General features: G+C 45.7%; 23 protein-coding genes. 18 read left to right on the top strand and 5 right to left on the bottom strand.

Going from position 1 to position 22,033, the window contains the following annotated elements; genetic code table 11:
* Positions 1–39 precede the first annotated feature (39 nt).
* Positions 40–1,185, bottom strand: coding sequence for a hypothetical protein (locus KDM92_RS09805; protein ID WP_212684175.1), 1,146 nt, complete (start codon positions 1,183–1,185; stop codon positions 40–42).
* 157 nt (positions 1,186–1,342) lie between these two features.
* On the opposite strand from KDM92_RS09805, the gene KDM92_RS18735 reads away from it, so the two are divergent.
* From KDM92_RS18735 to KDM92_RS09840, 8 genes are all read left to right on the top strand, one after another.
* The gene (locus KDM92_RS18735; protein WP_268972957.1) at positions 1,343–1,465 is read left to right on the top strand and encodes a hypothetical protein; all 123 of its coding nucleotides are present in this window, start codon (positions 1,343–1,345) and stop codon (positions 1,463–1,465) included.
* A 131-nt stretch (positions 1,466–1,596) separates the two neighbouring features.
* Positions 1,597–2,214, top strand: a complete 618-nt coding sequence (locus KDM92_RS09810) for a TetR/AcrR family transcriptional regulator (protein WP_212684176.1) — start codon at positions 1,597–1,599, stop codon at positions 2,212–2,214.
* Between the two features lie 193 nt (positions 2,215–2,407).
* On the top strand, positions 2,408–3,511 hold the full coding sequence (locus tag KDM92_RS09815; protein WP_212684177.1) for an alkene reductase: 1,104 nt from the start codon (positions 2,408–2,410) through the stop codon (positions 3,509–3,511).
* 139 nt (positions 3,512–3,650) lie between these two features.
* On the top strand, positions 3,651–4,283 hold the full coding sequence (locus KDM92_RS09820) for a glutathione S-transferase family protein (protein ID WP_212684178.1): 633 nt from the start codon (positions 3,651–3,653) through the stop codon (positions 4,281–4,283).
* Between the two features lie 128 nt (positions 4,284–4,411).
* Positions 4,412–5,065: a LysE family translocator gene (locus tag KDM92_RS09825; RefSeq protein WP_212684179.1), complete on the top strand. Its 654-nt coding sequence runs from the start codon at positions 4,412–4,414 to the stop codon at positions 5,063–5,065.
* A gap of 171 nt (positions 5,066–5,236) precedes the next feature.
* Positions 5,237–7,300, top strand: a complete 2,064-nt coding sequence (locus KDM92_RS09830; RefSeq protein WP_212684180.1) for an energy transducer TonB — start codon at positions 5,237–5,239, stop codon at positions 7,298–7,300.
* A gap of 118 nt (positions 7,301–7,418) precedes the next feature.
* Entirely contained in the window at positions 7,419–8,324 is a 906-nt protein-coding gene (locus KDM92_RS09835; protein WP_212684181.1) for a TIGR01777 family oxidoreductase, read from the top strand.
* Positions 8,325–8,337: 13 nt separating this feature from the next.
* Positions 8,338–9,057 carry a tRNA-uridine aminocarboxypropyltransferase gene (locus tag KDM92_RS09840; protein WP_230408276.1) on the top strand — a complete coding sequence of 240 codons (720 nt, stop codon included), beginning with the start codon at positions 8,338–8,340 and terminating at the stop codon, positions 9,055–9,057.
* A gap of 63 nt (positions 9,058–9,120) precedes the next feature.
* On the opposite strand, the gene KDM92_RS09845 is transcribed toward KDM92_RS09840, so the two are convergent.
* The 4 genes from KDM92_RS09845 to KDM92_RS09860 form a co-directional block, all read right to left on the bottom strand.
* Positions 9,121–11,109, bottom strand: a complete 1,989-nt coding sequence (locus KDM92_RS09845) for an OPT family oligopeptide transporter (RefSeq protein WP_212684182.1) — start codon at positions 11,107–11,109, stop codon at positions 9,121–9,123.
* Between the two features lie 341 nt (positions 11,110–11,450).
* The gene (gene groL, locus KDM92_RS09850) at positions 11,451–13,100 is read right to left on the bottom strand and encodes a chaperonin GroEL (RefSeq protein WP_189346448.1); all 1,650 of its coding nucleotides are present in this window, start codon (positions 13,098–13,100) and stop codon (positions 11,451–11,453) included.
* 208 nt (positions 13,101–13,308) lie between these two features.
* Positions 13,309–13,599, bottom strand: coding sequence for a co-chaperone GroES (groES, locus tag KDM92_RS09855; RefSeq protein WP_189346449.1), 291 nt, complete (start codon positions 13,597–13,599; stop codon positions 13,309–13,311).
* 379 nt (positions 13,600–13,978) lie between these two features.
* Positions 13,979–14,953 carry an integron integrase gene (locus KDM92_RS09860; protein WP_212684183.1) on the bottom strand — a complete coding sequence of 325 codons (975 nt, stop codon included), beginning with the start codon at positions 14,951–14,953 and terminating at the stop codon, positions 13,979–13,981.
* Positions 14,954–15,114: 161 nt separating this feature from the next.
* On the opposite strand from KDM92_RS09860, the gene KDM92_RS09865 reads away from it, so the two are divergent.
* From KDM92_RS09865 to KDM92_RS09910, 10 genes are all read left to right on the top strand, one after another.
* A complete protein-coding gene (locus tag KDM92_RS09865; RefSeq protein ID WP_212684184.1) occupies positions 15,115–15,558 on the top strand; it encodes a hypothetical protein in 444 nt (147 codons plus the stop codon).
* Positions 15,559–15,656: 98 nt separating this feature from the next.
* Entirely contained in the window at positions 15,657–16,223 is a 567-nt protein-coding gene (locus KDM92_RS09870; RefSeq protein ID WP_212684185.1) for an STM3941 family protein, read from the top strand.
* Between the two features lie 212 nt (positions 16,224–16,435).
* The gene (locus KDM92_RS09875; RefSeq protein ID WP_212684186.1) at positions 16,436–16,810 is read left to right on the top strand and encodes a DUF4288 domain-containing protein; all 375 of its coding nucleotides are present in this window, start codon (positions 16,436–16,438) and stop codon (positions 16,808–16,810) included.
* Positions 16,811–16,982: 172 nt separating this feature from the next.
* Positions 16,983–17,393 (top strand): DUF7684 family protein, encoded by a 411-nt coding sequence (locus KDM92_RS09880; RefSeq protein WP_212684187.1) that lies wholly within the window; start codon positions 16,983–16,985, stop codon positions 17,391–17,393.
* Positions 17,394–17,575: 182 nt separating this feature from the next.
* Positions 17,576–17,833: a hypothetical protein gene (locus tag KDM92_RS09885; protein WP_212684188.1), complete on the top strand. Its 258-nt coding sequence runs from the start codon at positions 17,576–17,578 to the stop codon at positions 17,831–17,833.
* A 143-nt stretch (positions 17,834–17,976) separates the two neighbouring features.
* Positions 17,977–18,399 carry a zinc-ribbon domain containing protein gene (locus KDM92_RS09890; RefSeq protein WP_212684189.1) on the top strand — a complete coding sequence of 141 codons (423 nt, stop codon included), beginning with the start codon at positions 17,977–17,979 and terminating at the stop codon, positions 18,397–18,399.
* Between the two features lie 69 nt (positions 18,400–18,468).
* Positions 18,469–18,837 carry an SMI1/KNR4 family protein gene (locus tag KDM92_RS09895; protein ID WP_212684190.1) on the top strand — a complete coding sequence of 123 codons (369 nt, stop codon included), beginning with the start codon at positions 18,469–18,471 and terminating at the stop codon, positions 18,835–18,837.
* Between the two features lie 72 nt (positions 18,838–18,909).
* Entirely contained in the window at positions 18,910–19,545 is a 636-nt protein-coding gene (locus KDM92_RS09900; protein WP_212684191.1) for a cysteine hydrolase family protein, read from the top strand.
* A gap of 875 nt (positions 19,546–20,420) precedes the next feature.
* Positions 20,421–21,008 carry a class I SAM-dependent methyltransferase gene (locus tag KDM92_RS09905; protein ID WP_212684192.1) on the top strand — a complete coding sequence of 196 codons (588 nt, stop codon included), beginning with the start codon at positions 20,421–20,423 and terminating at the stop codon, positions 21,006–21,008.
* 80 nt (positions 21,009–21,088) lie between these two features.
* A complete protein-coding gene (locus tag KDM92_RS09910; RefSeq protein WP_212684193.1) occupies positions 21,089–21,763 on the top strand; it encodes a phytanoyl-CoA dioxygenase family protein in 675 nt (224 codons plus the stop codon).
* Positions 21,764–22,033: the final 270 nt, after the last annotated feature.

Raw genomic sequence — 22,033 nt, forward strand, 5'->3', positions numbered from 1 at the left:
GATGATTAAGCTAATCTGTGCATCAACACGAGGCGACGATTAAACTGCCAGATCGACTTGCTGCAAGCTACGTACTTGACCATCTTCTGTCAACCAAATACCCGACGAACGAATTTGTCCCTGAGTTTGATTATTTGCGTTGTTCAGCTCGAACGGGGTTGATGCATTTCCTAAAAATAGTGCACCAACATTGGCTTGTTTGAGCTTTTGTAATTGGTCTTTGCCTGCGCCATCTTTGGTCCAAACTTGAAGTTTGTCGAAGATCGTATCATTTTCATCTATCCAATTATTTCCGTCGCTATCGTAAGCGGCGAGTTCTGCAAAGCCATTGCCGGTACCTGGGCCAAATAGTTCGCTACCGTCATTAATTTTGCCATCGCCATTTTTATCAAACGCTAAAAAGCCAGCTCCTTGGACAAATGAAATACTGTCTTTCTTGCCATCTGCATTCAGGTCAAATTCAAACTTTTGCGAGGTAAGTTGCGCGCTAGTACCAGAAAAATTTAAAGTTAAGGGGTCGATTTTTTTCGCATCACCTTGTCGAATTTGGGTACGGCTTTCTTCTTGATAACTGCGGTTCAATTCAAAGCTAAGATTAAACTGAATTTGCTTGTTATCCGCAGTGGTAATTGTGCCGCTGGCTTGGAACTTGGTTTGTTCTGTCTCAGTGTAGCGATGCTGCACGTCGATCTCCACACCCCAGCCAGCATTTGGACGCGCGGGTGGTGTCTGCTGATTATTAGTCACAGCACCGTTGGATTGGCTGACTGCTTTTGCCACATCGCCATTCGATGGCGAATCTAGGTTTGCGGTTTTTAGGTGTTCGATTTTGCGTCCCGTCATTAGCTCGATTAAATACTTAATCACCATCATGCGTGGATCGTTTTCTAACTCGTCTTCAATTTTATCGACGGCTTGACTTGCGTTGACTTCATTGGATTGTGCCTGCAATGCAGCGTCAGATAAACGTACGGTATCGGCTTGTAATCGAGAGAAATTTTCTTGCAGGATATCGTTGCCTATGTTGGGCGCGTCAGTTTCGCTCAACTTTTGTAGCTTTGCTTCCATCGCTTCAAAATCGGGGCGCTTATTTCCTATCCAAGCCCGTGTGCGTTCTTGAGTTTCTGTCTTTTGCATAGATGCATAACTCGATTGCATCAGTATCTCGGAGCTAGCGATTTTCATTTTGAATCCCACAGAAAATTGAATGCGCGGTGCGGTGCTTTGTGCGTGATAGTTGCGTGCCAGATGTTCGAAGCGCACTGCAGTGGGTATCGGATGTTTTTTTCAAAGCTTGATTTCTTTGCTTATACAGAATCATCGTAAGACCTTGGACTAAACCGTGTTTTTTTATCTGATGACAGTGGCAGCAAGAAGCAAAAATCGTAGTTTGAAAAACGCAGGTACAGATTGGATTGTTGAAATGACAGGCATGTATAGTGATGCAAACACCAGCGCAAAATAAAAAATGTACAGGGGGAGTTAAGTTGATCAAGCGAAGTAAGAGCTTGAGAGAAAGACATTTAAGGCGAAACTATTTAGAAGTTTCTGGTGAAATGAGTTGACACTAGACGACTGGTCTAATATTATTCACCCATGCAAACATCTTCAATCCCATCATCTCATCAACAAAGCGCGCAGCAAGATACCCGTGAACGTATCTTGTCTACTGGGCAAGCTTTGATTTTGGGTAAAGGCTTTTCTGCGTTGGGATTAAGTGAGATTTTGAGTGCTGCCGCAGTGCCAAAAGGCTCGTTCTATCATTACTTTCAGTCAAAAGAAGGTTTTGGGGTGGCGATGTTGGAGCGCTATTTTGCCGATTACCAAATTCGTACTAACCAGATTTTGTTGAATGAAGCGGTGCCAGCGCGTGAACGCTTGATCAATTACTTTGCGGTTTGGCAGCAGCAAGCTGAATCTTCGGCATGTCATAAGCTTTGTTTAGCGGTCAAACTCGCAGCGGAAGTCTCAGATTTATCCGAGGCGATGCGTCTTGCTTTAACAGCTGGCATGCAAGGGATTACGCAGAAAATTGCTGTGGTTTTGCAAGAAGTGCAGCGTGATGGGCATGTATCTGCGGAAGTGAACACGGCTGAATTGGCAGAGTTTTTGTATGCGACTTGGGTCGGTGCTTCGCTACTAAGTAAGGTGCATTTGCAGATGCGACCTATGGAAGTAGCGATGCAGCAGACTAAAAAGATTTTGGGTGTTTGAAGAACCAATTGCAATTGGCATCAGTTTTGATAAATGGTTTAAGGCAGTTTGCGGTAACGATGAAATAAAAGAATTGTTGTGGGCATTTGCCCATTTTTTTGAAATTGTTTATAGACGACCGGTCTAATTTTTAAGCCTAGTTTTTGATTAAGACAAAGCTTTGGTACGCGATCGGTATTTTTAAGGAAAAAAGATGTTAACGAAATTATTAAGCCCAGTAAAAGTTGGATCAATTGAACTTGCGAATCGTGTGATGATGGCGCCATTAACGCGCTCTCGTGCCGGTCAGCCGGGTGATGTACCACGCGCTTTGAACGTCGAATATTATGCGCAACGTGCTAGTGCTGGTTTGATCGTGACAGAAGCGAGCCAAATTTCTCGTCAGGGCCAAGGTTATGCATGGACGCCAGGAATTTACACTGACGCGCAAGAAGCTGGCTGGAAGCAAGTTGTCGATGCGGTGCATGCAAAAAATGGACGAATTTCTTTGCAGTTGTGGCATGTGGGTCGTATTTCTCATAATTTATTGCAAGAGAACGACGCAGCGCCAGTTTCTGCATCGGCGATCACCGCCGAAAATTCTCAGTGTTTTGTGATCCAAAAAGATGGCACGCCTGCGAATGTCCAAACTGCACAACCGCGCGCATTGGAATGGGCAGAAATGCCATCCATCATTGCGCAATATCGACAAGCTGCGCAGAGAGCAAAGCGAGCAGGTTTCGACTTTGTTGAGGTACATGCAGCCAACGGTTATTTGCTACAACAATTTTTAGCAACGAATAGTAATCAACGTACCGATGCTTACGGTGGCAGTATCGAGAATCGCGCCCGCTTAACTTTAGAAGCGGTTGATGCAGCGATTGCCGAGATGGGACCGGATCGGGTTGGTGTGCGTTTATCGCCAAACTTCATCGCACATGGCATCGCTGATACCGAAGCAGAAGCAAGTGCTTTGTACCTGGCGGCTGAATTTACCAAACGTGGTATTGCCTATTTGCATATCGCTGAACCTGATTGGGCTGGCGGTGCTGAATTGTCACAAGAATTCCGTCAACAATTACGTGCTGCGTTTCCTGCAACTTTGATTTGCTGCGGTGGTTATACTGATCAAGAAGCGGATGCTTTGATTCAAAGTGGTTTGGCGGATGCAGTCGCGTTTGGTCGTCCTTATATCGCCAATCCAGATTTGGTTGAGCGCTTTGCTGCTGGTGCCGCTTTGAACGAAGCTGATCGCAGCACATTCTATGGCGGTGAAGAAAAAGGATATACCGATTATCCACGTATGTCCGCAGCCTAAAATAGAAGTTCCGTCTAATGTTCTTCTAGTTCTTGTCGCGTGATTTGTGCCATGATCATGCTTGATCAAGCATGATTTGATCATCTGAGTCCAAACTAATTTTGTTTGAAATTGCGCAAACTCTCTCGACAAGAACATCATGGCTGTATTACAAATTTTAGGTAAAGCAAGCTCAATCAATGTACGCAAAGTCTTATGGACTTGTGCAGAAATTGGGCTTGAATTTGAGCTAACTGAATATGGGAGTGGCACAACAAATTCTGTGACGACACCAGAATTTCTTGCTTTAAATCCGAACGCGATGGTGCCGGTGATTCAAGATGCGGGACAAGTGTTGTGGGAATCGAATACGATTTGTCGCTACTTAGCTGCGCGTCACGGCCGTACCGATTTGCTGCCACAAGATCCTTTGGGCAGAGCGCAGGTTGAAAAGTGGATGGATTGGCAGGCAACGGAATTAAACAATGCTTGGCGCTATGCTTTTATGGCTTCGGTTCGGCATAGTCCTGCACATAAAGATATCGCTGCGATTGAAAACAGTGTGCGCGAATGGAATCGTCACATGGAGATTGCTGATCGACAGCTACAAACAACCGGTGCATATTTATGTGGCGAACAATTTAGCTTGGCAGATATTGTGTTCGGCTTGTCGTTAAATCGCTGGCGGGCAACGCCGATTGCGCATGCAAATCTGCCTGCACTACAAACCTATTTTGATCGATTGTGCATACGTCCAGCTTTCTTAAGCTACGGCGCGAATGGTATCGCTTAAAAATTACATGTAGGTTGCATAAACATTACTTTAACTTCTGTTAGCCATACCACTGACAAGTGCTGCGGTATTGACGATTATGCGGGATAATCACGGCTCTTTTTTGTTTTTATAAAGCGCTTACGATTATGACTTTCGCTACTTGGTTCTCGTTTTTCTGTGCTGCCTGTTTGATTGCAATTTCGCCCGGCTCTGGTGCGATTTTATCGATGTCGCATGGTCTGGCGTATGGTGTAAAGCGGGCTAGTGTGACGATCTTGGGTTTGCAGTTGGGCTTGTTATTGGTATTGGTAATTGCGGGCGCTGGTGTTGGATCATTGTTGTTGGCTTCAGAGACCGCATTTGGCATCGTCAAAATTCTGGGCGCTTTGTACCTGATTTATTTAGGCGTGACGCAATTCTTTAGTAAACCTCCAATCGCTACTGAGCGTACAGATCAAGCTACCGACCGCACGCATGTGCCAGATTTTCATCGACGTGTGCTGACGGGTTTTTTGACGAACGCTAGCAATCCCAAAGGTATTGTATTCATGGTGGCGGTATTGCCAAATTTTATTAATAGTCAAGCAGCTTTGATTCCGCAGCTAGCAATTTTGGCGGTGACCATGGTGGTGGTTGATACGACCGTAATGCATAGTTATGCACTGTTGGCTTCTTCATTGCAAAACTTGATGCGCGACGCCAAAGCGCAAGTACTGCAAAATCGTATTTTTGGTGCGGTACTGGTTTTGGTCGGCGCGAGCTTGTTTTTTGTGAAACGTGATGCTGCGGTGGCGGTTTGATCAGCATCGTTAACGTTCATTTATAGCTCATCTTCAACCCTAACTCGATCACTTTTTGTTGCTGGTTTGTCGCAAGATTTCCACTATTGCGCAGGCATGCAATTCACTCTTAAGAAAAACAGAAAATCTGGGATAATGATTGTTCATTGTTTCTTATGAATATCAATTTGCATGCGTTTTGAATCGACCATCGAAGAACCCGAACACATTAGCGATGCTGCTTTAGCCAATCGCCGTTTGTTCAGTGGCATTGTGGTTTCTTTGTTGGTGCATGCCATCGTTTTATCTTTGCAATTTGGTATTCCTGGTTTGGACTTCCCTAGTTTAGAAGCACCATGGAAAGAAAAGCGTACAGCGATGGACGCTTTGCAAGTGCAAATCGCCAGTCCCGCGCCAAAGGTACTGCCAGTTCCACCAACGCCAGCGGTTACCAAGCCAGAGTTATTTAAATTACCAACACCGATCTTGCCAGCGCCAGTACCTAAGGCTGTAACCGACGCTATAACCGATTCAAAGCCTAAGGCATCAGCGAAGCAAGAAACAAAGGGAATACAATTAATCGCACCATTGGTTCAAGCACCAACTCCGGTAGCTGAAGCGAAGCCGCAGAAAAAAAGTAAGTCAAAACCAAGCTCACCCCCACCACCGAGCGTTAAACGGGTACCGCCACCAGCGCAAGCACCGACTCGCATCATTGCGCAAGATCTAGTTGTGCATGATGACTTTGTCGTGCCTTTGACGAGTGAAGAAGATTTGCTGCGACAAGCAGAAGACAAAAAAGAAGTGAAGCAGAAAATCGAGGCGATTCCAGAAGATGCAATCATCGACAAAAATGCGGAATTAGAATTGCTCGCCGAGGAAAAACGACAAGAAGAAATCAAACAGAAAAAAATACAGCAAGAGAAAATTGCGCAAGATTCGATTGCGAAGGCGAGTGCTGAAAAAGCCAGAGCAGAACAAGACAGAGCTGAAAAAGCACGCTTACGCGCTGAACAAAAAATACAGGAAGAGTTAACCCAAAAGACCTTAGCTCAAGCAGCGGAAGAAAAACTCAAGGCGCAGATGGAGCAGCAAATGCAGCAACAAGCTGCGGAAATCAAGCGCCAACAAGCAGAACAACTTGCGCAGCAACGCTTGCTAGCACAACGTGAACAAGCGGCAGCAGAAGAAGCATTAAGAGAAGCAAAGCGACAAGAATTGTTGACGCAAGAAACCTTAAAGCAAGAAGAACAGAGACGACAAGCAGAGCAAAAACGTTTGCGTCAACTCGCCTTGGAACAAGAACAGCAAAAGCAAGAAGCTTTGGCACAAGCGCAATTAAGGCAAAAGCAATTAGAAGAACAAGCTGAGCAAAGACGCGCATTAGAAATCGCTGAACGACAACGCCAGCAAGCAGAGGCTCAGCGTATTGAAGTACAACGCCAAGCACAAATTGCAGAACAAAAACTGGCTGAACAAAAAGCCTTAGAACAAAAAATACAAGAGCAGCGTTTGGCAGAACAACGCGCTGCTGAGCAAAAGGTATTGGAGCAGAGATTAGCTGAACAGAAATTGGCGGAACAACGCTTGGCTGAACAGCGATTAGGCGAGCAACGTGCGGCCGAACAAAGAGCGCAGGCAGAAGCAGCCGCTCGCGCCAATGCAGAACGTGAAGCCGCTATCGCTGCGCGTCAAAACGCAGTTGGTAATAATCGTGATTTGCAGGGGCAGGGAAGAGGCGGCAATGGTATTGAGCAAACTGGAAAAGGTCTTGCCTATGGTACCGGGCAAGGTGATCTGGCATCACGTTTGCGCGAGCAAGCACGTAACTCCGATTTATTTAAATCGGCACCATCGAACGGCAAATTGCTTGATGAAAATCGTTCACGTCGTCGTAGTTTTTTGGGAGCGTATGACAAAGAAGTTCCTCTACGCATGTATGTCGATGGCTTAAAACAAAAACTTGAACGTAATGGTAATCTGATTCATGAACGACGTACCCTAAGTGATGTCGAGCATAATGTATTGGTCAACATGGTGGTGCGCAGTGACGGTAGTATTGAAGAAGTAGTGATTGTGCGCAGCAGTGGTTTGAGATCGATAGATGAAAAAGCGCGTAACATCATTATGACCAATGCACCATTTGCGGCATTTCCTCCTGGTTTGGCTGCAAAATATGACGTGATAGAAATTCAACGCGTTTGGAGTTTTGGCGATAAATTGCGGATTTTGGAAAATCTTCCATCGGCGTTTTGATGTTCGAAAAATTCATGAATAAGCTGCGTTTTTTTGCTATTAGTAAATCGAATTGATGCTAGCTGGATCAGGCTAGCTATAGTGAAGCTAGAGTAACCTAGACCATATTGAGTACCTTATGCATATCTTAATTACAGGCGGAACTGGATTAATTGGCCGTCGCTTATGCGCGGCACTTTTAGCGCGTGGTGAACAAGTGACGGTATTGAGTCGTCGTCCACACTTGGTTGCAGAAATTTGTGGTGCTGCGGTGCGCACGATGCGCAGTCTCGACGAATGGATGCCAAGCATGCATTTTGATGCCATCATCAATTTGGCGGGTGAACCCATCATTGACGCGCGTTGGACCACCAAGCGACGTCAAATTTTGCTTGATAGTCGAGTTGGGCTCACCGAAAAATTAGTGGAAAAAATTCAGCAAGCCCAAGTTAAGCCGCGTGTTTTATTGAGTGGCTCGGCGATTGGTTTTTATGGCACTGATGAGACGCAAAACTTCACAGAAGAAGCGGGCGCTGGACACGATTTTTCAGCTGATTTATGTATGCAATGGGAATTAGCAGCACAGGCTGCCCAGACATTTGGCGTGCGCGTGGTGCTACTGCGTACTGGTTTGGTACTCGATGAAACGGGCGGCGTATTGAAGAAAATGCTGCTGCCATTTCAACTGGGTTTAGGCAGCCAGCTAGGCAATGGACGACAATGGATGAGTTGGATACATAGCCAAGATTACCTACGTGCGGTGCTTCATTTGCTTGACGATGCCAGTGCGCAAGGCGCATTTAATTTGACAGCGCCAAACGCAGTGACCAATGCTGAATTTACTAAAGTCTTAGCCAAAACTTTGCATCGTCCAGCTTTGTTTGTTGCGCCGGCATTCGTATTACGATTGGCGATGGGCGAACGTTCTGATTTGCTTTTGGGTGGGCAAAGAGTGTTGCCACAGAGTTTGTTGAACCAACAATTTCAATTTGAGTTTGCTGATTTGGTTCCAGCCTTAGCAGACTTGTTGAAAGCTTCAAAGTAAAAGATTTTCACACTTGAAAAAGCAAGAGCCACATAAGACAGGCGCGGCGAAGGCTGTAGCCGACCTAGCGGAAGTCGACGCGAATAACATAGAAGCAAATAGTATCGAAGCAAAGCGCCCAATTTGTTCAGTCTGTTTGCGACCCATGCGTGCCTGTATTTGTGCTTGCGTAGAAGTCATCGCCTGCGCGACTGAGGTTTTGATTCTGCAGCATCCCGCCGAGCTTAAACATATCAAAGGAAGCGCGCGACTATTGCATATGTGTTTGCCACAAAGCGCGATTTGGGTAGGCGAGCAATTTGATGCTGAGCGATTGCAGCAACGCCTAGCGCAAGACAATAAAACCAATATCTTGTTGTATCCAGATAATACGATTGCGAGTGGAGTAACTGATTCGTTCAACCCGAAAAGCAATAAGGAAACTAGCTGTACTAAACCGATTCGCCTAATCGTGATCGACGCTAGTTGGCGTCAAAGTCGCCAGATGCTCGCGCAAAATCCTTTGCTGCAAAGCTTGCCACGTTATGCTTTACGCGATGTTCCCGCCTCGCGATATCAAATTCGTCGCGCTCATGCGCCCGATCAATTATCTAGCTTAGAAGCCTGTGCCTACGCATTGATGCAGTTAGAAAGTGCCAATGAAGAATTGCGGCGATTATTGACTGCGTTTGATCGATTGAATCAAATGCAGCTGGAATTTGGCGTACATAATTTAGTTCGTACAAAAAAATAGCGCCAGATGCATCTACTGAATCTGGCGCCTCGTTATTACTCGCTCGCTCGATGTACTAGTCGCTTACAGCGCCACATTGATAAGTGCATTACCAATACCGATTAAAGCAGAGCCGGCTAATAGTCCAGCTGCGACAGCTTGCATGCCATCAACCCAAACTTTATGGCCGAGACTTTCTTTGGGGCTGGTTTTATGTTTTCTTTCCATCAGCCAGAACACAAATGCACCTACCCACATTGTGAATACCGCTTCAGGTGGGAGTACGACACCCAAGCCTATCGAAATGGCAGAAATCGGGAACTTGCCTTTACTGATGATGCTGGCGGTTTCAAATACCACCGCCGCGATTGCCGCCACGATAATCGAGATGATTGCGCTATGCGATAAATTGCTAAAACCATGTCCGATTAATTCGGCAACGCCTTTCCATTGCATTGCGGCAGGGAAGGCGAACTGATCGGACACAATTTTTGCCGTATCTCTGACGCCATTCGCATCGGCAGGTAAGAACAATAAGAAGTAGACAGGGATACACGCCAAGGTGCCCGAGAAAATTCCTATCACATGGCCTAGCACTTGGTGTCGTGGTTTACCGCCAAGCATGTAGCCAGGTTTTATGTCAGACAATAAGCTGGCTGCACTAGAGGCGACTTCTGCCGACATCCCGGCTGGAATCAAGTTGGTAGCGGGATTACTCCGGTCCAAAGCACCCATGGAGAATTGCGTGATTTTTGATAAACCACTGGTCGGAATCCATGAGGTCAAGGCCATAGAATTAATGCAGATCACTGTTAGCAGATAAACCAAAGCGAGGGAAATAAATGCGAACATCCACGGCACACCAAAGAAACTATGCGTAGCCCATACTCCTAATAAACTAAAGATAGGCACACCAATATACGAAATCCATAAAGGGACTTCGATATGTGCCAACACATCTTGGGAAGTATCTGGCTTGGCTTCCGGCTTGAATAGGCGAGACCAGCCTTTAAAAATTTCTGGCTTGGCGAATAAGCTGATTAAGGCGGCGACTACCATGATGATGATGCCCCACCACAAAGACCATTGATTCAAAATTTCGACGCGTGATAAGGGCACGATTTGTCCATCTAAACCAACGCGCGGTGCGATCTCCCCGCGATTGATCATGATAGGGCCGAGAATCGCAAAATTGAGAATCGCGCCAATTAAGCAACTGGTCGCAACACGAATCCCCATTAGCGCACCTACACCCAACATTGCTGCATCGAGCGTTAATCGTAATCCTAAGGTGCGGAAATCGACACCTAAGATTTTCGGTATCCACAATTCATATTTCACCGCCGCCAAATAATAATAGGTGTCGAGGCGTTCTTTTAAGTGCCAAGGTTCTGTTAAGCCTGCCCATTGATCCATACGGAGGATCTTAAATTGGATCAGCCTCATCCAACCGTCACTCAAGATGACTTGTAAGGCAGCAGTCCACAAACCGACTTTTGCCAATAATTTGGCTTTGAACAAACCGCTCTGCGCATCGCCGTTGTACAGCGTGTCGAGTACCACGCCACAAGCATTGCCTTCGGGGAAGGGGAGTTGATCTTCGTTGATAAAACGACGTTTGAGCGGGAAGGCGAGCAGAACACCCAAGATCGCAATAATCACCATCCAAATCAGCATTTGCCACCAGCTTGGAATGATCTTGGTAATCATCATGTAAGCAGGCAAACATGCGACCAAGGGCATCGTCATATAGCCAGCAGAGGTCGCGATCGACTGGGTGCAATTGTTTTCAAGGATGGTGAAGTTATTGGCGAGTCCAATATTTTCTAAGGCTTTAAATAAACCAAAGGCCAAAATCACCGAGATCAGATTCACCCCAATCGAGATGCCAGTTTTTGCGCCGATATACAAGGCGGTTGCTGATAGGATGCCGCCAAGTAAAAAGCCAGTCAAACCAGAGCGCCAACTTAACTGCGCCATATCACCGCGATAGACATTATTCAGCCACCATTGATCTTTTTGGTGACGCGACCAAGATTTAACTTGCTCTTCATTAAGCTGTTGAATCGCCACTGGTATCTCCACGTTTTTATTGTTCGAGAAGTATCTAGGGCTGTTATTGTGCTGTCAAGAAATTCAAGCAAGATTTTGGAAGATTCAAACAATTTTTGAATAACTTTAAAGCATTTAAAAAGCAACTCTAAAGCGAGTTAAGCGCAAACTTGAAAGCACACTTGTACGATCTAACTAGTAGACAGCAGCATTCTTACTTCACATCCGTGCGCCAACCACGTCACCACCATGCTCATACGCAACCACTTATCGACGCGCCAATAAAAAAGCCTCGCTACCGAAGTAACGAGGCTTTTTACAACAGAACGTAGAACGCGAGGTTCAGTTTCGGTTACGGCAAATTACATCATGCCGCCCATACCACCCATACCGCCCATATCGTGACCACCCATGCCGCCAGCAGCTGGTTTGTCTTCTGGCAATTCTGCAACCAATGCATCAGTTGTCAAAATCAAGCCAGCAACAGACGCTGCGTTTTGCAATGCTGAGCGTGTTACTTTAGCTGGATCGAGAATACCCATTTCAATCATATCGCCGTATGTGTCGTTCGCTGCATTGAAGCCATAGTTACCAGAACCACCAACCACTGCATTGATTACAACACTTGCTTCGCCACCAGCATTCGCAACGATTTCACGCAATGGCGCTTCGATCGCTTTCAACACCAACTTGATACCTGCGTCTTGATCAGCATTGTCGCCTTTGATCACGCCAGCTGCTGCACGAGCACGCAACAAAGCAACGCCACCACCAGGAACCACGCCTTCTTCAACCGCAGCACGTGTTGCGTGCAATGCGTCTTCTACGCGTGCTTTTTTCTCTTTCATTTCAACTTCAGTAGCCGCACCCACTTTGATCACTGCAACACCGCCAGCCAATTTCGCTACGCGTTCTTGCAATTTTTCGCGATCGTAGTCAGATGTCGCTTCTTCGATCTGTGCACGGATTTGTTTTACACGTGCTTCGATGTTGATCGCTTGACCTGCGCCGTCGATCACTGTGGTGTTTTCTTTGCCGATTTCTACGCGTTTTGCTTGACCCAAATCTTGCAAAGTTGCTTTTTCCAAAGTCAAACCAACTTCTTCAGCGATCACATTACCACCTGTCAAAATCGCGATATCTTCCAACATCGCTTTACGACGATCACCGAAACCAGGTGCTTTCACAGCTGCTGTTTTCAAGATGCCACGGATGTTGTTAACAACCAAAGTTGCCAATGCTTCGCCATCTACGTCTTCAGCAATGATCAATAATGGACGACCTGCTTTTGCTACTTGTTCCAATACTGGGAGCAAGTCACGGATGTTGGAGATCTTCTTGTCGAACAACAAGATGAATGGGTTTTCCAAAATCACAGATTGTTTTTCTGGATTGTTGATGAAGTATGGAGACAAGTAACCACGGTCAAATTGCATACCTTCTACGATATCCAATTCATTGTCCAAAGACTTACCGTCTTCAACAGTGATCACACCTTCTTTGCCTACTTTGTCCATTGCTTTAGCAATGATGTCACCGATGTTTTGGTCGGAGTTAGCAGAGATAGAACCAACTTGTGCGATTTCTTTGTTAGTCGCTGTTGGGCGAGACAAAGTTTTGATCTCAGCGACCAATGCTGTCACTGCTTTGTCGATACCGCGTTTCAAATCAGTTGGGTTGAAACCCGCTGCAACGTATTTGAAGCCTTCGCGAACGATTGCTTGTGCCAATACTGTCGCTGTTGTTGTACCGTCACCTGCGTTGTCAGAAGTGCGAGAAGCAACTTCTTTCACCAATTGTGCACCCATGTTTTCGAGCTTGTCTTTCAACTCGATTTCTTTCGCAACAGACACACCGTCTTTAGTTACGGTTGGCGCGCCATAAGAGCGTTCCAACACAACGTTACGACCTTTAGGGCCCAAAGTAACTTTCACTGCATTCGCCAAAACGTTAACACCGTTAACCACTTTTGCACGTGCGTCATCGCCAAATACGACTTGTTTAGCTGCCATGTTTATATTCTCCGAATAAGGATGAAATTCTGAATTTGTTTGTTAAATCCGCGCAAAAAAGAAGCGCAAATTCGAATGTGTTTTTTGAATGGCTGAGTAAGCGTAGCGAGCGATTGAAGTTTGAATCGAGAAGCGCAATCGTACGCAGGTACGATGAGCATCGCAGGTTCAAAATTCGGTCGCGCAGTAGCTTAATCAGGCGTTCACATTATTTTTGGACGATTGCGAAAATATCTTCTTCGCGCATAACCAATACTTCATTGCCATCAACTTTGACAGCTTGACCAGAATATTTACCGAACAATACGCGGTCGCCCACTTTGACTTCCAAAGCGCGCACAGTACCGTTGTCCAATACCTTGCCGTTACCTACAGCCAGTACTTCACCTTGATCTGGTTTCTCAGCTGCCGCGTCAGGCAAAACGATACCGGATGCTGTTTTTGTTTCTTGATCCAAACGTTTAACGATAATGCGATCGTGCAGGGGACGAAGATTCATACTAACTCCTAAAAAAATTACAAAAGTAAAATTACCAAAGTAAATAAAATTGCAAAATAAATGACTTAAACCTATCCAGCTTTGCTCGACTAAGTACGTCCAGCGCACTAAGTAAGAACAGCGCAAATCTTTTCAAGTCTTATTTCGCTAAAAAATTCTTGCTAGAGAAAATTGCAAACAAGTCGATCAGGGATACTGAATCTGCATTGTTAGCACTCTCTCTCGCTGAGTGCTAATTATATGGGCGGGGGGGGGCTTTTTCAAGGAAGAAAGTTGAAAATGGCGGTTTTATTTTAAAAATCATGGGCTTAGCTTAATTTTTTTGGAGCTGTGCGGGACTAAGCTGTACGCTAAAGGAGGCGTTTTTTTCGGCTTTGTCCTAGATTGTTAGGTTATCCATTGGACTCTTGACGCCAGCGCCTCCAATTTTTAAGACGTGGGTATAGATCATGGTCGTACTCACGTCTGCGTGACCCAAAAGCTCTTGGACTGTTCGAATATCGTAACCTGATTGAAGCAAATGTGTCGCAAATGAATGTCGTAGAGTATGGGGTGAGGCGGGTTTATGAATCTGCGCAGCCTCCTTGGCTAGCTTAAAAGCGCGTTGAAACGTGCGGTCATAAAGATGATGGCGACGAATGACTTTGCTGCGTGGATCAACAGAGACAGTCGCTTGAGGAAATACCCAGTGCCACGCCCAAGTTTGCCCAGCAGATGGATATTTTCTTTCGAGCGCATAAGGCATTTCAACCCCAGACTGATTGTTTGCGCGGTCTTTTGTCCAGAGTGTCTTGGAATGAATTAGCTGTGCCTTTATGTGTTCGATTAAGCTTAGCGGCAACATTAAAGCGCGATCTTTGTTCCCTTTACCAGCTCTTACAATGATGGTTTTATGAAGGAAGTCGATGTCTTTCACTCGTAGTTGTAGCGCCTCATTGATACGCATGCCGGTGCCATATAGAAGTTGCGCTAATAAAAGGTGTTCGCCAGATAAACGAGAAAAGATCGCCCGAACTTCATCAACCGACAGCACGACAGGCAAGCGCCGTGCAGTCTTTGGTTGGCCGATCTCTTTTAGCCAAGGTAAATCGATACAAAGAACCACTTTATACATAAATAAAATGGCAGAGAGCGCTTGACGATGAGTGGAAGGGGACACTTGCTTATGGTTTGCTAAATAGCTCAGGAAGGCCTCGACTTCTGGTGCTCCCATCTCGGTTGGGTGGCGCAACTTGTGAAATCGGATGAAATAGCGGCACCAATACACATAGACTTTCTCAGTGCGCAAGCTGTAATGCTTATAGCGAATTGCTTCCTTGACACGATCAAGAAGCTTGGTAGAATGCAGCTCCATTGCAATGACGCTTTCTGTAGAAATTTTAATACTGTACAAATATACAGTATAAATCTGGAAAGCTAATGTACAAAAGACTTTGTAGAGGATCTATGAAAAGTATTATGCGACAAGTTGCTTTTTCGCCCGTCATTTCGCCGTCTATATCTAGTTAGGCATATATGGTCGCGGCCTTCACCAAAATCCCGGATGAGTCAGCTTGGTATGGATACGAAGCTGACCTTGACGTGAAGTACATGCATGGTCTGTTCTTCGGAAAGTCCATTGAGGAAGTCCAAAGGTTTTTCGGACAGGGCCACTCGATTGAGCGTATGGATGAATTGATGTTCGCTCCCCGCCCGGTGTTTCAATATTACGTTCAGGCTTTTTCAACCTTTGTTTTGTCCGAAAAGGCGGCAGGAGATTCTGATTCTGCAAGTGCGTTTATTGATTTACTCTTGGTTCGAGAAGAACGAGATCCCGGTAGCGTTAAAGCAGTTCTAAAAACACTTTCCCCGTGCATCGACTTTGTTGCCAACAACCAGGTGCATTTCGACGCCGATGAAGATATCTACGGAAATTTTCGAGAACGTTTGCAACCAATCCTGGAGCTGTCTAATGCCTAACCCTTCGGTCAAGCGGGACTGCGGAACCGGCGTGGCTTCTCCGGGCAGTCGCTTTCGCGCCGCAGCCCCTTACCTCCAACGTTAGGCATCAACGAATTATGGAATCAGTCGAGATCAGTCTGAAAAAAGGAAAGCTCACATTTCTGTGGTTGGCACTGATGGGCGGCATAATCTTCATGGGGTGGTGGTTCCTCACATCTGGACAAGAAGCGAACGTGTCGGGCTTGCGTTTGTTTCACATTGCAATGGGCACATTGCTACTTCTTATTGCAGCAACTATTTTACCTTTCGGTCTGAGGCTGGTGAGTAAGACCCCTGGTTTAATTATCGACAAGAATGGTCTCACTGATCATTCGGCGACATGGCAGAATGGCTTTGTGGCTTGGTCTGACATAAAGGCAATAGAAGTTGCACAACCAGAACAAACGGCCATGATGTTTATTGTTCTTTTTGATCCCGAGAAATACCTTCAATCCAGAACAAAAATTCGGCGGGTTCTCGCTAGCACGGGAGATAGGTTTGGATATCCGAGTGCTTTTGGAATCGTAGTCGGTAATCTGAATATCGAATTTGACGAGTTAGTAAAGGTGGTTGAACAGTATTGGGGCGATTATCATCAACGTTCAAATGTCTCAAGAAATTCAACGGAAGAGGTTAGTGTCTAATTCTTGTTTTGTTCATGATAAGCAAACACTTACAGCAAGAAACTCATACGGGGAAAGTCGATACCTAACATGGCGCTCGACGCAGAAACTGCACATTTTGGCGTTTCAACGTTCAGCATTTTTTCAATCATCTGCTCTTCGATTACTGTGCGCTGTGCGCAGTTCCGATCAGCTCAGCGTTAGGCCTCTCATTTTTCGAAATGACATCGGACATGTACGACAAAAACATCTCGCCCGTGGGCTGGTACGTGTGCTCATACTTGCTTCGCTTTGTAGAGTTGGCGTGGACTCACAGGGAAGACGCAGAAGCAAAATTTCTTTCCTGGGAAAACACGGTCTTGGTTAGAGCCAACTCAATCGAAGAGGCTTATGACAAAACCGTTGCCATTGCTAAGGAAGCCTCTCATCCCTACAAAGGCGGAGCTGAAGGGGTTGATGTGCAATGGGTCTTTGAAGGCATAACAGAAGTCCTGCCCATTTACGAAGAACTTGAGGACGGTGCAGAAATCATGTGGCGAGAACGAACACCCCGCAAGTTGAAAAATCTCCGCACACTCGTTCGCCAAAAGCATGAGTTTGCACAATAGGCTCATCATGCATTTGCAACACTGTGCCTTCGCACCCCAGCCTAACTGGGCGGTCAAGCGGACGCCAACACTGGCCATGGCTTCGCCATCTTCATGGCCAGTGTTGGTACCCTCCGCACCTTCGGTGCTCCGGCGCCGCTTACCTTGGGCGTTATGCAAATCAAGGGAAAGAATGAATTACATTCAAGTAAAAGAGCAAGAAGCGCTACCTTTAATTGAGCATTTATATCCGTTTAAGTGCTTAGTCATAATTTCTGAAAACGTTTCTCAAGCAAGACAAGAAGAAATAAGTATGTGGCTTGTGAAATCCGGTTGCGTAGTTATGTGCGCATGGGGTATCAGTTGTAGTTCATGGGATGACTCCGTTGATTACGCCAGCATTGAAATGTTTAATTACAATCAACCACCGTCTGAGCGTTTCGTATTAACAACGTGGCATGAAAATGAACCGTTAGAAGAGGCTATGTTTTTTCTTAAACATACAATAAGCCACCCAGAACATGATCTTGAAAATGTTGTTTTGTTGCATATATCATCAAAAAACCAAAGCAATGAAATTATTGCTGAATTTGAAAATGCATAACAAATCGCTCAAGCATCGCCACTGCGTGGCTGGACAGTTTTTAAGTCGCGCTTTTGTGGTTTTGCTTCGCAAAAGTATTCCACAAAAACACAACTTAAAAACTGCCGCTTAGCTCGGCGTTAAATTACATGCCAAAGAAACTATTGCGCAGTTGTCCAGAATGTTCGGGAGAACTGATTTATATGGAACCACTTCGTAAGGTACCGTGGTTTATTGGAGAGATTTTTGGATGGGTTGGCGCAGGTCTTCTGGTATGTATAGTTTCCGCTTTAGGTGTTGGTGAGCATGGAATCGCGATCATTGCAGGGGCCGTCATTGGTGTGTTGTTATTTTTGAAGCTCGCAAGTGATACGAAAAATGATCCTGCAAAAGGATTGCTCTATTGCAGAGCGTGTAAAAGTTATTCAAGCGCAGACAAGCCTGAAAATCTGGAAAGCTAGAAGTGAAAAAGCAATTTAACCTAACGCTCATCTCGGAAACTGCACATAGTAATGTATCGACGTTCAACTTTTCATTTACCATTTGCTCTTCGGTTCTTGTGCTTCAAGCGCAGTTCCGGATAGCTCCACGTTAGACGTTTCGTATGAAGAGCCGCGACAGACCCACATCAGTTCCAGCAAACCCGGAAGCTTGGTCCGAAAAATCAAAGCAGTCCGTCGCGTACGAATTCAGGCGCGAGTACACCGACAAGCCGTACAAGTGCTGGCACTGCAAAGCTGAATGCGTGTTTACAGCACAAGATCAGCAATACACGTACGAGGTTAAAAAGGCGAGCATCGATCAGCAACGATTGCTATGCGCAGCATGTTGGGCCGAGTCACATCGAATTCGCAACATGCTTTTAGAGTGCGAGAAAAAGTGGGCTGAGGGCAAAGCAAAGTTGCAAACAGACAAACCGTTTCTCACACACTGGTCAGAACTTCTCGTCGCTCTGGAGGCATATGTTCCGCACAAGCCAGATAAAGCCAAAAAGAACATGCTGGCCAAGCTGCTCGCAAACGCCTAACCCCTCATTCAACGGGACTGGCCTTCGGCCCGCCCGTTAATTCGAACGTTATATTTTCCGAGCAACCCCATGACACCGAATGACATTGAAAGAATTGAAAAAGAAATTGGGCTTACTTTTCCAGCGTGTTATGTCGATGTGATTATTAGGTACCCCTCAGAATTATTGGATTCTGATGCCCCTGATTTTGGGTTGCTTGATGACGCAGATGAAATCATAGAAGAAAATCGAGAAGTTAGAGAAAACGGTTACTTTGGTGAAGTGTGGCCTGAGCGCTATTTAATTATTGGTAAAAATGGTTGTGGTGATTATTATGTTATTACTCCAGACGCAAAGGAATTTTCTGTAGGCTTCTCTGATCATGAAAAAATGGAATGCAACCTTTATGCAAATACCTTGGAAGAATTCATTATGAAGTATCTCAGTGAGCAAAAATAAAAATATAACAAATCGCTCAAGCATCGCAACTGTCGCTTAGTTCGACGTTAAGCCGCTCGGGGAGTCTTTCTTATGCTGCATCCACACCGCTTCGCCATATATTTGCTTACAACGTTTTGCCCGTTCTTTGCTTTCGCTCAGGAAGCAAAGCTCGTGTCGCAACCCGCACTCACCAAGTCGGCGCTGCTGATCGTAGACGCCCAAGTCGGCGTTATGTCCTCTGTCTGGGAGTCGCAGCGCGTCGTTAATAATATCGAGAAACTTGTGAGCAAGGCCAGATCTGCCGGGGTACCCGTGATTTGGGTTCAGCACTCGGACAACGATGAACTGAAGTTCGGTTCTGCGAACTGGAAGCTCTTGCCAAACTTCGTGCCCACCTCGGAGGAGCTGATCATTCACAAGAAGTACAACTCATCCTTCGCAGGCACGGATCTGGAGAAGCGCTTGAGAGCATTGGGTGCATCAAGGCTGGTTCTTGCTGGAGCACTCACGAACTGGTGCATTCGGTCTACTGCATATGCCGCCCTTGAGCGTGGCTATCATTTGGTACTCGCCAGCGATGCCCATTCAACCGAGTCACTCAAACTGCCAGACGGAAAGACGGTCCCCGCCGAATCCATCGTGGCAGAGCTGAACTCGGTCTTCAGTTGGGTAAGTGCGCCGAGGGTTCGAACCGAAGTGGAACGAACCAACAATGTCAGGTTCTAGCGCGTGTGGCTTAAACATTCTTATGTAGATTTCCCCCAAAAGTACAAGAAATTAATCAATAGATTTGGCGTGTAGAATAAGCCTGCAGTCGTATATCCGGCATCTAATGTGGAATCTATTGTGTTCCGTGCCGACATGGAATCTGCGTGATGATTGCGCCACTCGCTAGATTAAGAAACATCGGGCAGGCGTGAAGCTGCCGGAAGCGCAGTTTAAATATCATCGGCGTTCAATGATCTGGTTGCGTTACGTTGTGCCATGATGGGTGATTAATCTCTACGCAAAGGCTGGTGGGAAATCATGCTCTCAATTCCTAATTTGTTAATTTAAGCTGGCACTGCATACGAAGTCCTTACTAATTTTTTATTCATGCGTTGTACGGTTCCATAGTCTTCACCATCACGCAGTGTCGCGTAGCAAATGCGGGCCAGTTTGTTGGCTAGTGCGCAGGCTGTTTTATTGTGGTTAGTTCGACCTTGCACTTTCAGTGCCCAGCTTCGTAGATCGTCTAGCAATCGATTAGTACTAATGCTCGTAAGAGTAATGTGACGAATAATGAAAACACCAAAATGGTCATACCTAAAGGCGTGATTTAAAGCCATTCTGCGGTTGCCGCTCTCTGTAGTCAGCATCAATTTATTTTGGCTGCGTAGGTACATAGTTCGGGCAGCGAGCAAAAGTGAATACGCGGTGGCACATGTTTAGCCGCGTACTTGCCTCAAATAGAAGCTTTGTGGCACATTGCTGCTTATGAATTTAAATTTTGCTAATCCTGTGATAACTTCAGAATGATCGGCATTTTGTTGGACTGCTCAATTATTTAGCTTCGCTAGGCGTAAAGTCACGTCATTTTGAGTAAGCAAGAGGGATGGAAAATGAAACGAGTTTTAAACGTCGGAGGTAACAGTAAGGCAATACCGTTGCCTCCTCAGTATGCCGAGTTTGAGCATTTGTTACTAGATATCGACCCCAGAGGTTCGCCAGATATTGTGTGTGATGCACGTAAACTTTCAACTCTTGACGCAGGCCAATTTGATGGAGTTTATTGTTCGCATAATCTCGAGCATTACTATCGCCACGATGTGCAGAAGGTTCTATCGGGATTCTTACATGTTTTGAAGGATGGAGGGTTTGCACATATCCGTGTACCAGACATCTACGAAGTGATGCGCACCACTATAGAGCGGGGCCTAGATATTGATGACACACTCTACCACTCACCAGCTGGACCGATTATGGTACTCGACGTTCTGTATGGTTATAGCGTTGAAATTGAGCGAAGCGGTCAAGAATTTTTTGCCCATAAAACTGGTTTTACACAGAAATCGCTATTGAATGCACTTCAGAAAGCAGGCTTTTCAAGAATATATAGCGTCGTGGGCAATCTTGAAATTAATGCGTTGGCATTTAAGGGGACTCCAGATCAAACTACGCTGACTCTTTTTGGAATTCCTCATGACTAAAAACCTTTTAGGCATCTGCTTCAATGGAACTCGCTGCATGCAAGTTAGCGTCGTGCTCCGGCGCTAGTATTTAAATCAGTATGCCTGCAGCACATTTTGCCGAGAACGGCTTCATCTTGCTTCAGAACGCTTTAACTAGGGAGCGGGTGGCAGAGCTTGTCGCCTGCTGTTCAGTCTCGCAAGAGGGTAAGGCGGGTGATCGTGAAGTGTTGGTTGATGAGTGGTGTAGGAGCTTGGCTACGCAACTGCGAAGCTTACTAGTGGCTCAGTCGCTTATACCAGAAGACTACGTTGCTATCCAATGCACTTTGTTCGAGAAGTCTGCCTCTAGAAACTGGCTGGTGGGCTTGCATCAGGACTTGAGTGTGCCAGTATTACCTGGGTGTGTGGATCTAAGTTGGTCGGGTTTCTCTCTCAAGGCCGGTGGCACGTTCGTGCATGCACCAGCAGCTTTGCTCGAAAAGCTCGTAGCCGTGCGAGTGCATCTTGATCGTTGTGAGGATGATGACGGGCCGCTTTGTGTTGTGCCTGGGTCGCATGGTTTGGGACGTTTGAACGTGGCCCAGTCGTTGAGCATTCGTGAACGTAATGGCTTGGTTCGATGTCTGGCGGATATTGGCGATGTGCTTGTGATGCGACCTACTCTACTGCATTCATCGTCGAAATCTCGAGGATCTAGCCGACGCAGAGTATTACACTTTTTATTTGCCCCCAAGTTTAATTCCGATGGTTTGATTTGGAATTTGGCGGTCTAACTGGTCTAAGTTAAACACGTAATAAATCTAAGAAGTTAATTGAGGAAGGGTATGGATTCGTCTCACAGTTAGATAACTTGAGCTTAATGCGCAAGTTGTTACGTATAGGTTTTCTTCGAGGAATAACATTTTTACAGAAAGCTTGATTGTCACGTTATATGAAAAAATGAAATTTGTTGTACGGGATATTTTGAGAGCTTGTTAGATAGTGATTGCAGCAAATTAGTGGACGTTTAAATTGTTGATTTGAGAGTTTCTAAATTTAGGATA

Origin of the sequence: Affinundibacterium baiyunense (assembly GCF_018139645.1) — a bacterium.
Lineage (GTDB): Bacteria > Pseudomonadota > Gammaproteobacteria > Burkholderiales > Burkholderiaceae_D > Undibacterium > Undibacterium baiyunense.

Bases quoted from the DNA above. Each gene is read 5' to 3' on its own strand.
- KDM92_RS09805 (WP_212684175.1), bottom strand. From the start codon at position 1,185: ATGAAAATCGCTAGCTCCGAGATACTGATGCAATCGAGTTATGCATCT.
- KDM92_RS09810 (WP_212684176.1), top strand. From the start codon at position 1,597: ATGCAAACATCTTCAATCCCATCATCTCATCAACAAAGCGCGCAGCAA.
- KDM92_RS09815 (WP_212684177.1), top strand. From the start codon at position 2,408: ATGTTAACGAAATTATTAAGCCCAGTAAAAGTTGGATCAATTGAACTT.
- KDM92_RS09820 (WP_212684178.1), top strand. From the start codon at position 3,651: ATGGCTGTATTACAAATTTTAGGTAAAGCAAGCTCAATCAATGTACGC.
- KDM92_RS09825 (WP_212684179.1), top strand. From the start codon at position 4,412: ATGACTTTCGCTACTTGGTTCTCGTTTTTCTGTGCTGCCTGTTTGATT.
- KDM92_RS09830 (WP_212684180.1), top strand. From the start codon at position 5,237: ATGCGTTTTGAATCGACCATCGAAGAACCCGAACACATTAGCGATGCT.
- KDM92_RS09835 (WP_212684181.1), top strand. From the start codon at position 7,419: ATGCATATCTTAATTACAGGCGGAACTGGATTAATTGGCCGTCGCTTA.
- groL (WP_189346448.1), bottom strand. From the start codon at position 13,100: ATGGCAGCTAAACAAGTCGTATTTGGCGATGACGCACGTGCAAAAGTG.
- groES (WP_189346449.1), bottom strand. From the start codon at position 13,599: ATGAATCTTCGTCCCCTGCACGATCGCATTATCGTTAAACGTTTGGAT.
- KDM92_RS09860 (WP_212684183.1), bottom strand. From the start codon at position 14,953: ATGGAGCTGCATTCTACCAAGCTTCTTGATCGTGTCAAGGAAGCAATT.
- KDM92_RS09865 (WP_212684184.1), top strand. From the start codon at position 15,115: ATGGTCGCGGCCTTCACCAAAATCCCGGATGAGTCAGCTTGGTATGGA.
- KDM92_RS09870 (WP_212684185.1), top strand. From the start codon at position 15,657: ATGGAATCAGTCGAGATCAGTCTGAAAAAAGGAAAGCTCACATTTCTG.
- KDM92_RS09875 (WP_212684186.1), top strand. From the start codon at position 16,436: ATGTACGACAAAAACATCTCGCCCGTGGGCTGGTACGTGTGCTCATAC.
- KDM92_RS09880 (WP_212684187.1), top strand. From the start codon at position 16,983: ATGAATTACATTCAAGTAAAAGAGCAAGAAGCGCTACCTTTAATTGAG.
- KDM92_RS09885 (WP_212684188.1), top strand. From the start codon at position 17,576: ATGGAACCACTTCGTAAGGTACCGTGGTTTATTGGAGAGATTTTTGGA.
- KDM92_RS09890 (WP_212684189.1), top strand. From the start codon at position 17,977: ATGAAGAGCCGCGACAGACCCACATCAGTTCCAGCAAACCCGGAAGCT.
- KDM92_RS09895 (WP_212684190.1), top strand. From the start codon at position 18,469: ATGACACCGAATGACATTGAAAGAATTGAAAAAGAAATTGGGCTTACT.
- KDM92_RS09900 (WP_212684191.1), top strand. From the start codon at position 18,910: ATGCTGCATCCACACCGCTTCGCCATATATTTGCTTACAACGTTTTGC.
- KDM92_RS09905 (WP_212684192.1), top strand. From the start codon at position 20,421: ATGAAACGAGTTTTAAACGTCGGAGGTAACAGTAAGGCAATACCGTTG.
- KDM92_RS09910 (WP_212684193.1), top strand. From the start codon at position 21,089: ATGCCTGCAGCACATTTTGCCGAGAACGGCTTCATCTTGCTTCAGAAC.